The organism is Psychrobacillus mangrovi, from assembly GCF_037104765.1.
Lineage (GTDB): Bacteria > Bacillota > Bacilli > Bacillales_A > Planococcaceae > Psychrobacillus > Psychrobacillus mangrovi.
Map to the genome: position 1 here is coordinate 79,592 of NZ_JBAWSY010000005.1, position 12,528 is coordinate 92,119.

8 protein-coding genes are annotated in these 12,528 nt (G+C 35.7%); 3 read left to right on the top strand and 5 right to left on the bottom strand.

What is annotated here, in order from left to right:
- Nucleotides 1-36 precede the first annotated feature (36 nt).
- Nucleotides 37-1,758, bottom strand: coding sequence for a hypothetical protein (locus WAX74_RS09165; protein ID WP_336497356.1), 1,722 nt, complete (start codon nucleotides 1,756-1,758; stop codon nucleotides 37-39).
- Between the two features lie 121 nt (nucleotides 1,759-1,879).
- Between WAX74_RS09165 and WAX74_RS09170 the strand changes: the two genes are divergently transcribed.
- Entirely contained in the window at nucleotides 1,880-3,166 is a 1,287-nt protein-coding gene (locus WAX74_RS09170) for a DNA cytosine methyltransferase (RefSeq protein ID WP_336497357.1), read from the top strand.
- 130 nt (nucleotides 3,167-3,296) lie between these two features.
- Here WAX74_RS09170 and WAX74_RS09175 read toward each other — a convergent pair whose 3' ends face one another.
- Nucleotides 3,297-6,446, bottom strand: a complete 3,150-nt coding sequence (locus WAX74_RS09175) for a DEAD/DEAH box helicase (RefSeq protein WP_413788942.1) — start codon at nucleotides 6,444-6,446, stop codon at nucleotides 3,297-3,299.
- Nucleotides 6,447-6,622: 176 nt separating this feature from the next.
- Between WAX74_RS09175 and WAX74_RS09180 the strand changes: the two genes are divergently transcribed.
- Nucleotides 6,623-7,327 (top strand): response regulator transcription factor, encoded by a 705-nt coding sequence (locus WAX74_RS09180; protein ID WP_336497359.1) that lies wholly within the window; start codon nucleotides 6,623-6,625, stop codon nucleotides 7,325-7,327.
- Nucleotides 7,328-7,773: 446 nt separating this feature from the next.
- Here the strand turns inward: WAX74_RS09180 and WAX74_RS09185 are convergent, their stop codons facing one another.
- From WAX74_RS09185 to WAX74_RS09195, 3 genes are all read right to left on the bottom strand, one after another.
- Entirely contained in the window at nucleotides 7,774-9,828 is a 2,055-nt protein-coding gene (locus WAX74_RS09185; RefSeq protein ID WP_336497360.1) for a GAF domain-containing sensor histidine kinase, read from the bottom strand.
- A gap of 227 nt (nucleotides 9,829-10,055) precedes the next feature.
- Nucleotides 10,056-10,691, bottom strand: a complete 636-nt coding sequence (locus WAX74_RS09190) for a hypothetical protein (RefSeq protein ID WP_336497361.1) — start codon at nucleotides 10,689-10,691, stop codon at nucleotides 10,056-10,058.
- A 21-nt stretch (nucleotides 10,692-10,712) separates the two neighbouring features.
- Complete coding sequence (locus WAX74_RS09195) at nucleotides 10,713-11,348, bottom strand: hypothetical protein (RefSeq protein ID WP_336497362.1); 636 nt, start codon at nucleotides 11,346-11,348, stop codon at nucleotides 10,713-10,715.
- A 263-nt stretch (nucleotides 11,349-11,611) separates the two neighbouring features.
- On the opposite strand from WAX74_RS09195, the gene WAX74_RS09200 reads away from it, so the two are divergent.
- Nucleotides 11,612-12,508, top strand: a complete 897-nt coding sequence (locus WAX74_RS09200) for a YsnF/AvaK domain-containing protein (protein WP_336497363.1) — start codon at nucleotides 11,612-11,614, stop codon at nucleotides 12,506-12,508.
- Nucleotides 12,509-12,528 lie beyond the last annotated feature (20 nt).

A 12,528-nucleotide genomic window follows, 5' to 3' on the forward strand; every position in this document is an offset into this window, starting at 1 on the left:
ATTTATCAGTTAAATCAATTCTTAATGAGTAATCTTTCAAACTTCAACACTGTATTCACAGGCCAATTTCACGGAAGACCAACCATGTTGTTTTCCTTTACCGAACTTTATTCGAAGTGAAAGCTCTTCTTGTTTGTCATTCCAACGTAAGGTTGTTTGGATAGGTGATGGTATTCTTGGAAAGACCTCTACCTCTCCACTTATTACATCATGTTTTAAAATAAGACTCTTGTCTTTTGTATAATTAGTAATAATAGTTGTTGCAGTTCCACGAATTGCCGCGACGCCTTTTTGTAATTTCTTTTGGTCAGCCATCCGCAAACTTTCTCCCAATGCTGCAGATATTAATTCCAAGCACTGGTATCGGGTTATTAGTTTTTGATTAAATCTATCTCTCACTTCATCCGTAACAAGTGTAAGTGATCCTATATCAAAATAAAGCGGTCCTAATATTGTTCCTGCTCCTGGGTTTTTTACTGTAATTTTGGCGCTGCTTTTAGAAATGGCTTTTAGAGAAAGACTTTCCTCGATATATTCTCCTTCTACTCTAATTATTATTTTTAAATCGCTTGTATCCAAACGATCCTTTATATAGTTTTCTGGTACTAACTGAATAGATTCGATTTTGTAAACCGGGTATTTTTCATTTAAATACTCATCGATTTTCTCTACCGCTTTTGTTGAAGATTGTTGAATGTTTAATAAGGTTTTATGCGATATATAGGGAGCATATGACTTTAATAACAAATGAAAATCTTCTTCATCCACTTGATGAATCTTTGGGTCTGTCTCTAAAATTCTGTAATAAACCATTGCTTCATTACATTTACCTACTGCATTGCTGTCATCTTTTTTGTTAATCTGCTTATGCTGTTCAAGCAATCCCTCGAATATTTGAATTGAACGCAAATTTTTATGCACTACTCCCTCTTCTTCTGGAAAATGCTCATAACTAGTTGCTAATTTTACAGACGATGTTGGACCGCTCTCAAATTTAAATCGAATTGTAAGTGCTTCGGTGCCAGATCGAATACCAATTGTGTCGTTTCCTTTTTTATAGATTTGTATTTCTTGTTCTATTTTTATAATTGATTTCCATTCTTCTACACCGAAACATTTGTTCTCTTTAGTATATCTTGTTATAATATTAGTAGTATCGAACATCATTAATTCTTTAAAAGCATGTTCAATCCCTGTAGTTTCCTTATTAAATTCATCTTTCATTAATTGAAAACAATATTCTCTTAAAATGAAAAGGAAACTTCTACGGAATGGATTAATCTCAGCTTCAAATTTGGGATAATAAGCTCGAACTTTCTTCTTTAATTCTGGTATTCTATCATAGACATTTCGATAACCTCTAAAATCCATGATACTTTGCAAATAAAGTTCATACTCTTTGCTAAAATACGCATTGAATTTGTCTTGCAATTCTTGTGACAAAAAGTAATTTTCCAGAAAACTTTTCGCACCTAAATTTTTAGGTTGTATTGCAGCTCTACGTTTTATATAAAATAAATTTAATTTTGCCTCGTCGTTATTATGTAAAGTTAGAAGGAGATCTGGATTAGAGTCAGGTTTGTCTGTTTCAAATTTATTTCTAACAGATCGTATATCCGGATACAATCCAACTATGTACTTCACAGTTTCTTGAACAGGTTCACTATAGCTAACTATCGAATTAGAATATAAGTAATGTTTCAATGCATTATACACATCTAATACATGTCTTTTGCCTATTTCATTTGGTTTACACACATAATTCCCTCCTAATATCTATTATTCTATATTAGTTTTTAGAAATATTATACAATTTGTTTATCTGGCCTTTTCTTAATAAAAGTGTTAAAATAAACACTAAACATCGGAGGTTCGTAACATGAAAATTGCAGAACGAGGCAGAGCGAAGTTTCGTCCCTTAAAAGAGTATGATGAAAAGCAAATTAAGAAGTTATTAATAGACAAAATTCAGATAGAGCAAGAAAATGCCCAATCCTTATCGGATCAAGATTTTTCTGATTTTTTTGATCGCAAAACAAATAAATTAAATTTAGTAAGCTTATTTTCAGGTTGTGGAGGATTGGATTTAGGTTTCGAATTAGCTGGTCTTGATGCCACTCTTGGAAAAGAGAAAACTAACGAAATATTATTATCACGGGATAATTTCATAGAAAATCGAGACGCGGGCTTGTTTCATACTATATATTCCATCGATATGTTTAAAGAAGCGAACCAATCATATAAATTAAACTTCCCCAAGACAGTCGTACAACACGAAAAAGATATTAGAAAAGTAAAGGACTTCCCAAATTGTGACATTGTGTTAGGTGGTTTTCCATGCCCAGGCTTTAGTGAAGCAGGACCACGCTTAATTGATGATGAACGAAATTTCTTGTATATCCATTTTATTCGTTCACTTATTAAAACCAAGCCAAGTTTCTTTATTGCAGAAAATGTCAAAGGTATGCTAACTCTAGGTAAGGGAGAAGTCATTAAACAAATTATTCAAGACTTTGAATCCGCTGGTTACAAGGTTAAGTTTGAACTTGTCAATGCACGTGATTACGGTGTACCACAGATACGTGAACGCGTGTTCATCGTAGGTGTACGAGAAGACATTGATTTTGACTATCAATTCCCCGCTCCAACTCATGGTGAGGGAAAAAACCAAAAACCATTCGTTACACTAAATGATGCTATCCGTGATTTAGAAAATAATCCTGGTGAATCTTATGAAGGAAGCTTTTCACCTATTTACCTTTCTCGAAATCGTAAAAAAACGTGGGACGAGCAAAGTTTTACCATTCAAGCTTCAGGTAGACAAGCCCCATTACATCCTAGTGGCTTAGCAATGAAAAAGATAGGTCCAGATCAATGGATGTTACCTGGCGGTGAGAGTATGCATAGACGTCTTTCTGTGAAAGAAATTGCTCGAATTCAAACTTTTCCGGATTGGTTTCTATTTTCTGACGGCAACAACCCAAACATCAATCGAAACGGCAGACTTGATAAAATATACAAACAAATTGGTAATGCAGTTCCCGTTGAACTTGCAAGAGCTATTGCTAATCCCATTGCTCAATGGAGCGCAAAAAACTTGAACAAGATTATAGAGAAACGCAGCACGTCTCAACAATTAAGTTTGTTTGAAGAGATTATGGTTTAAATTTAAAAAGATAGAGGTAGGTTCATTCAAGAATCCTTCCTCTATCTTTTTTGAATCCTTTTTTTAATTGGTCCGATTTTCATCATATTAACGTAGGTTGCATTAAATACATTTCCACCGTCAAAACTACTCACTCAATCATCAAAATCTCCCGAATATCCTCTTCACTCATACTACCAAGTACATCCTGCCCTGAATTTATAACTTCATCGATAAGACTCATCTTTTTCTGTTGAAGTTGATTTATTTTTTCTTCGATAGTGCCTTTTGCTACTAGGCGGATGATATTTACTTCATTTTTCTGTCCCATTCGGTGGGCGCGGTCTGCTGCTTGTTGCTCGACTGCTGGATTCCACCAGAGATCGTAAAGGATGACTGTGTCTGCTCCGGTTAAATTCAAACCTGTGCCTCCCGCTTTCAATGAAATAAGGAATAGATTGCCTTCCCCCTCATTAAATCGATTGGCTAACTCTACACGATCGGCAGGTGGGGTTTGGCCGTCTAAGTAAAAGTAAGGAGTTCCTTGGCGTATCAGTTGTCTTCTTACTATGCCTAGCATTTGAGTGAACTGTGAAAAGACGAGAACTCGTCTTCCTGATATTCGGCATTCTTCTAAAATCTCCATCAGTTGTTCAAACTTTGCAGAACTTCCGTTATAGCCTTCCACAAACAAACCTGGATGACAGCATAGCTGTCGAAGTCTCGTTAATCCAGCTAAAAATTTTACACGGTTCTTTTGGAAAGTCCCTTTTTTCAAGTGTTTCAAAGCATCTTGTTTTAGTTCTGCCAAATAAGTGGCATATAGCTTTTTCTGCTCCATTTGTAACTCGGAAAATAGAATCGTTTCCACTTTTTTCGGTAGTTCTTTCAAAACATCCTTTTTCATTCGACGTAAAATAAATGGACGTACCCGTTTCGCTATATCTTCTCTTTTTAATTCACTATAGGCTCTTCTGTTTGGCAACAGTCCTGGAAACACAACGTTGAATATAGACCAAAGCTCGTCTACTGAGTTCTCTATTGGAGTTCCAGTCAGTGCAAATCGGTAATCCGCCTGAATCATTTTCACTGATTTAGCTGTCTTGGTCACCGGATTTTTAAAAGCTTGGGCTTCGTCCAAAAAGAGAGTATGAAAAGTTCGGTTTTTGTAGAGTTCTGTATCCATTCGTAATAAAGGATAAGAAGTGATTATTACATCTCCTTCTAGAGATGCTTCCCATAATTTACATCTTTCTTCTCTGTTTCCATCAATAATTTGCGCATTTATATGTGGTGTAAATTTTTCTAATTCATTCTTCCAATTATAAACGAGCGAAGCAGGAGAAATTACTAATACTGGTAATTTTCGCGAGCGCACTTCTGGAAGAACTGATTCAATGTAAGCTATACTTTGTATTGTTTTTCCAAGCCCCATATCATCTGCTAAAATTCCACCGAATTTATATTTAGCTAACAGCTTGAACCATTTGAAACCTACTTTTTGATAATCTCGAAGCATGGAAGTTAATGCTATAGGTATTATTGCATCCATTTCTTCGGGATTGTTTAAATTTTTCATTAGCTTTACAAAGTTTTCACCAGGATCTACTAGATCGCCTTGCTCCAAAGTATCGACCAATTGCATCCCTTGAATTAATGGAATACGAATTTCATCTTGAATATTATCAACAGATATCTCCATATCATGGATGAAACTGGATAGCGCCAGAAATTCAGGTGTTTCTAACGATACCAAGTTACCGTTTGGAATTCTGTAATATTTACTTTTTTCTTCTATAGAAGCCATCAAATGCTGGATTTCTTTTTCTGAAATTTCTTTGAGGTCAAACTTGAACTCCAACCAATCCGTTCGTTCCTTCACTTCTACCTTTATCTTTGGACCTGTATATGCTTTTTGCACTCGCAATTTTACAGCTGTAGAAGCATATATTTGAACCCATTTTTCCATACGAGCAAGTACATGATACAAAAAGTGATACTCTGCTTCCTCATCGTACAAGTAGAATCCACCTGGCGTTTGTGTAAATGAATTTTCTAGGAGTAGTTGGATAATTTGCTGCTCCTTATTACGTTGACGTCTGATTCCAGGAAAATGGGTAAATGTTTCTTCCGTTTCTTCATATGGATTAATGAAGAAATCACCATAATGGAATTCCAATCCAGCGAGTAGTCTGTGCTTTACTCGATCCAGAAACAATTTAACCTTAAGTGGAGTTTCCCCGATTCTTTTCGAAACAGATTCACTAATATGCACGTGTCCAAGCTTCATTAACCCTGGTATGACTGTTTCCATAAAGGTATCAATTTGGTCCTTTGCGATAAGGAGCTGGTTCCTCCCGGATTGATCCAACATTTCTTTTAACTCTGCAAGACGAGTACACTCTTCTGGTGCCAGCTTGTATAATATCCCCTCTGAAAAAGCATAACCATAAGCCTTTAATACAGTTACTGGGGCAAGTCCTATCACATTCAGTTGATAGTCAGTCATATTTCCTTCATCAAATTTAAAACTTAGAGGTAGCTCTTGGCCAAACTGAACCCCGTCATAAACGACTCCATCTTGCCAAAACCTTACATAAGGTGCATTTATGAATAAAGGTAAGAGCTGCTCCCAGTCTGTTGGAGAAATAACTAATAGGTCTTCTTGTAAGCTAGCATTACTATTCAAGCGCTGGCTTTTCATTAAAAATTGAAGGACTTCATCGGTTTCTTTTGGAAAACTGAAGAACTGGTAATCATAAATCAAGCCTGAGGCGTATTCAAATGGTTCTCTTCTTCCCACTTCTTCGAGAAATTTCGTTATATTCGCGATATTAGATAACGATTCTGAACCAATTTTCATTTTTATTCCAAACACATACTCCCCGTCTCCCAGAAAGACCGGTTGGCATATAAACTCAACATGAAGTGTCTCTCTATTATCAAAATGAAGTTGCTTGCCAGTCGGGGGCAAAGATTTATTTCCAAATAAATTCAAGATCTTCTTACCCAAATACTCATCCGATTGTTGCTTCTCTTCGATTCCTATTAATGTCGCTGCGATATGTTGACAGTATGTTTTTAAAAAGCCTATTGGCGGGCATGTACAATTAGCTACTATATCCCCATCTGCATCTGCTTTCACCGTGATTTTAAAATCTTCACCCGCTTTTACAGTGGCTTTGATTTCTGAACTATCCGAATGAAAGGGTTGAAGCTTTACTTTTCCTGCATGAAAATAAGCTTTACCCTTTTTAAAAGCTGTTTCGCCACATAATCTTTTGATTTTCTTTTCATTCATCGAAAAATTCATTTTATAATCCTTTCTCGATCATCTACGTTTTTTGTTAAAAAACTCAATATTGGTATACATTATATTATCTCATTCAATTTTATCATAATGGATAACGTATGTTCTCTTGGTTTTGTTTTGAATATACAAAATATGTCTAGGAAGTTGAAATAGGGGGTATTCAATTGATACATACCTTTGAAACTCTTGTGAAAGGAGAAATTCAAATGATAAATGTTGCGATTATTGATAATCGAGAGATGGTCCGAACCAAAATTAAAGAACGATTGCAGTCGGAAAATATAAAAGTAGTCTCTGAGGGTACATCTTCTGATGAGATGCTCAATATCTACGAGGAACATATAACAGATGTAATCATATCTGAAGTAGATAACAATAAAAAAGATACAATCCATTCGGTAAAAAAACTATTAACCAAGCGACCACAAGCTTCTATTATTATCCTGACAAGTGATGAGGACAAAGAATTTGCAAAAGAAATGATTAGATTAGGTGTGAAAGGTTACTTGTTTAAGACGAATGGAAGAAATGATATTAAAGATGCAATAGCGAACGTAAAGAACGGTCATAGTTATATCGACGGAAAAATCATACACGAAATCATGCTAGATGTAAGAAGGTTGAGTGACTTAGAGGAAGCCTCTTCACCTAAACCAATTTTTCAACCACCTGAATTATTAACTCCCAGAGAATGGGAAATGCTTCAACAGTTAGCATTTGGCCATAATAACGAAACTATAAGCAAAAATATGTTTTTGTCTGTTAATTCAACAAAAAACTATGTATCTAATATTCTAAAAAAATTAGGAGTAGAACATCGTACCCAAGCAGTAGTTCTGGCAATTAAGAATAACTGGGTACTAGTTTAACTACTAACTCAATTTAGAGGTAAAACATGTAAACCCAAATGTAGACAACAAGCAGTTGGCTAATTGGCCTCGTTTATTATTTTGATTTTTTTGTCGTCATTTTCTATTACCTCAATATAGACAATGATAAGGTAGCATTTTATTGACCGGCAGGAGTGTCGCCTTTTCCAATAGTTTTCTTATTGAAAAGCGAATAATAGTTGATTGGAGTGGAAGGCGGCGACTCCAGCCGGAATAGCATGAGCTGAAGACCCTGGACTGAGCGTAGCGAGGGAAGCGGCTGAAGCCATGCCGGCGGAACGCGTCCGTCTGGAACGGAAATCTACGAGGCCCAGACAAAAAGCGAGCGGTAAGCTTCGGAAAACCCGACCTATCCTATAAAATAATCACGTTTGTCTACAGTCTGATTTATCTAGTTTTACCTCTAATGAATAATATTTTTTATATCATATTTTAAATTTAACCAAAAATGTAGTTCCTTCCGAACCCGTTTGAATCTCAATTTTCGCATTATGGCGTGCAGCAATGGCATAACAAATACCTAGTCCCAAGCCTGTACCATTCTCTTTGGTCGTGAAGAAGGGTGTGCCTAGTTTCTCTAATACTTCAGGCCTGATTCCTTCTCCTTGATCTCTAACTGAAAGGATCACACATTTTTCATCTTCCTTGTATGTGTTAATGGAGAGAACTTTCCCTTCGTACATTGCTTCTAGACCATTTCGGTACAAGTTTACTAATAATTGCCGTATCTCGTTACGATTTAATAGTAATTTTGGGATGTCTTGCGTATCAAATTGAATAAGTTTATTTTGATTAGATGCATCAACTTCTATTAAAGGGGTAATATCATGGATGATTGCATTTAAATCTAACATCTGTAAATCGGATGTTCTTGTATTCCCCATGGAGAGAAATTCAGTAATAATCGAATTCGCACGATCTAATTCTTCAATCATAATATCAATGTAATCATTATCATTATCAAATTCTTCTTCTTTTCTTATTAACTGCAAGAATCCTCTTACCGTCGTCATAGGGTTTCTAATCTCATGGCTAATACCTGCAGCCATTTGCCCTATTAAATCTAGGTTTGATAACCTTTTTAATTCCTTCTCATATTTCTTTTTTTCCGTAATATCTTTTAATAGACAACAAATGCCATCATCAAATGGATAAGCCATTACTTCATACCAATTATTGTTATACGGGGAAATCATTTCAAAATTTACAGTAATACGCTGTGACATCGAACGATGGAGCTCTTGGTAAATGTGTGTCCCTATATTTTCCGGGAATAATCCCCACATATTCTTCCCTATTACGTCATTAGGTTTTTTCCCTTGTGGTAAATATTGATATTCATTTATGTATGTAAATTCCCAGTCTTTATTTAAAGCAAAGAAGCCATCTGTAATACTTTCAATAACACTCGTAACTTTTTCATTTGCAGCGGCTAATTCTCTTGTCCGCTCATCTACCATATTTTCAAGTTGACCCATATAGATTAAGTTTGAAAATGTAGGGGCTGTGGCATCCACGATTGATTGCACCATTTGAATTTCGGAATTATCGTAATTGGGAGATTCCCCATCTAAATTGACAACCACTATGACACCTAATACCTCCCCCATTGAAACTAATGGAATCATTAGGAGCCCCTTTAGATTTAGATTTAAACTAGATAGGTGAATAATACTTTTGGTTTCAATAACCTCTTGGATCACATCACTATAGCTTTTGTCCCCATTAATATTATTAAGTGTTTCCATCCAACCTGCTTCTGTCAAATCACAGCTCATACTTAACTTTGTTAATCTAATCGTTGTTTTTTCAAACGGATCTAGGAGGTGAGCAGCAATATTTTTGCTATGTAGAAACTTTCCTATGTAAAAAAAACATTTATCAAGACTTTCTTGTATAGAAGAACACATCGATAAATCACGAGTAGCATTCAATAGCAACTGCTTTTCATTAATAAGGTTTTCTTTTTGCTTTAGATTATTCGCGTTTCCAATTGCAACAGCCGCCATATTAACATATGCTTCAACACTTTGAATTTCTGATTCTGTTAAGTGCATTGGAGTCCCATTATTAAATAAAAAAACTAGACCAAATAACTCCTGCTCAAATGAGATAGGAAGAGCTAATATAGATTTAATTTTAAAGACTTCAACTGCTCTAGGATACGGCCTATTATCTTTAGAGGTATCAGGGATGTAAATAGTTTTTTGAGTTTCGATAACTTCTCTTGCAAGTATGTCTTTTTCAGGATCAATTATTTGTGTATCCAGCGTTTCCCCATTCATGTTATCTGGTTTTCCAGCGTATCCTCTGAATGTTCCATCTTCCCGGGGTAGAAAAACTCCAACAGAACTACATTGAACAATCTCCTCAGATATCGCCTCTGTTACACGCTGTAATACTTCACGCAGTTCTAGCTTTGTATTTATTATTTTTGTTATATTCGCAAGTCTAGAATATCTCGTCTTTTCCCCATCCATACACCCAGTCTCCAATCATAGTCACATAAACTGTTTATGCGTAACTTCAGTAAAAATTAAAGTCTACATGCTATGTTCCATATTTTCGAATTCTTTTTTCTTTTATTTTACATAATTAGGTGTAATTTTAATAGTAGAAAATGTAAATATGACTATTTTGCTCCTCAACTTCCTCCAATATAACAAAGAATCCCATTCATTAAATAATGATTGGGATTTTTTAACTCTTATTCTGCTTCTAATTCTTCTAACGCATCTGGATAAACAAGTGTGTCGAATACTTCACCTGAAGCTTCATCTTTAATAGAGATTTCGACTTTGTAATCTTCTGCATTCACGCCATTGAATAGTTGATAGAATGCTCCTGACATTCCTAAACCAAAAGCAGCAAAGCCATCAAAACTATTTTCGTAAGCAGCTTTGTCCACTACTAATGTGAATTCTGAAAAGGAGTCATTGTGAGTAATGTCGTTAATAGAAGTATAGTCTTCACTGTTTTTTGTTTCTTCTACAGTTTCCAATATACCTGTTTTGATTTCTTCCATCATTTCTTTATGTTTAGCTTTAGACATTTTATATGTAACAGAACCATCTTCATTGGCTGTAGCTTTGTCAAAACCTGCTTCTTTAGCACTTGCTACAACTTCGTTGATGTCTTGGTCTTCAAAAAAAGAAGCTGGTAGTGTGACTTCCACATTGATCAATCCTTTTTCGACATTAACAGATTGATTTTCAGTTTCCTCCACTTTACTTTTCTCGGTTTCTTTTTCATTGGTTGTTTCTTTTTCATTGGTTGTTTCAGTTGTACCACAAGCTGATACGATAAATACTAGTACAATTAAAAATGATAATAGCTTTTTCAACTCTCTAATCTCCTACCTATATTATTTTGTTGAGAAAAATACATTATCCCAGTTACCATCCTCGTAGACTACTTTAATAGGATCGTTTACTTTTACTTGATTTACAACAAATCCTTCTACTGTACCGCCTACATAAACTTCGCCGTGATACTCCGGTTCATAAACTACGGAGGTCATCTCGTATGGAGAGCCATCCTCCCCGATAAAGTCAAAATCCCATCCATCAGCCAACCATGCATAATCTTCGGTCTCCGCTTCAGTCAAAGTTGCTTTTACATTTAGTAGGATATATTCGTATCCTTCAGGAGGCGTTTCATTGTATTCGTTTTGAGCTAATACAAGGTCAAGTACTTCCTGGCCTCGTTTCACTTCAGTAATTGTAATATCTGCTTTTCCTGCGAATGAATTAGATTCATTATCGTAGATAGCGATATCAACGGTTTGAGTTGTTCCAACTGGTACTGGATTTGAACGTTTGCCGAATCCTTTAGTTTCTGCAGAATCAGTTTTATCAGCTTTTTCTGTCACTTCAATGTCATTTGAAACTTCTTCCGATTTATTTGTAGGAGCTGAAGATTCATTTGTTGCTTCCTTTTCTCCACACGCAACTAGTAGCAAAACTAGTAGTAAAGAAATATAAAGTAATGCTTTTTTCAATAAAATACCCTCCTTATGTTGCACAACTTTAATTGCACACCTGTATTATTCTAGCAAATTAATCTCATTAATTTTAAACCAATTTATGGAATTTATTAATTTGTTAAACAAGTATCAAACTCGCGTTCTAATCGAAAGGAAGTCATTTCTGTTCATAAATAAATTTTCAAAGGAAACAGTCCCTTTTGTTTATCTGAGAAACGAATGGGTATCTATTAAACATGCACGATATTAATACTTAACGTCTTAGGAGGAGATTAATAATGGCAGACAAAAAATATGTTGGATCTTTTAGAACTGAGCAGGCAGTAATGGACAAGATAAATGAGTTGAAGCTAGAAGGTTATGTAGAAGATGATATTTATGTAGTGACGAACGATAAAGATTCTCTATCAATCGTTCGCGGACAGACCGATGTCGACCTGTCCTCAGTGGATGGGAATTGGCTAGACAAGTTCATGGCTTTCCTAAGCGGTGATGAGCCGGTTCGAGCGGCATTTCTCAATATGGGCTTTACAAATGAAGAGGCAGATCGCTACTACAATGAAGTGAAAAACGGTTCCATTCTTCTCTATGTCGACAAAGAGTACGGTACTATCTATGACGACAAGAATATTGACTTAGGTGCAACAACCACAGGTACTAATTTCGCCGCTACGGGTAAATTGACCGATAACCTGGCACACGAAGAAAGTATGCGACTTCATGAAGAACGATTGTCTATTGATAAAGAACGTCAACGAGCTGGTGAAGTGAACGTCGAGAAACATGTTGTGGAAGAGCAAGAGACGGTTGAAGTTCCAGTGGAGCGTGAGGAAGTGTATATCGAAAGACGTGCTGTGGTTGACGAGACTGCCGCTGGAGATATAGTGGATGATGGCGAAAAAATTCATATTCCGGTCATGGAAGAACGAGTGGAAGTAACAAAACGACCAGTAGTAAGTGAAGAAATCGTCGTAGGCAAGAAAAAAGTGAAGGACACGGAACTTGTAAACGAGACAGTTCGCCGTGAAGAAGCAGATATTCAGCGTACCGATGATGATGTCGATTTATCTGATCCTACTCTAGTAAGCTATACTGAAAATAAGGCGTTGGATAATGATCCAATGGAAGAAAACCGATTAGACAACGATCCTTTAAATAAACGTAATAGATTTTAATTATTAGATTCATATAAGCT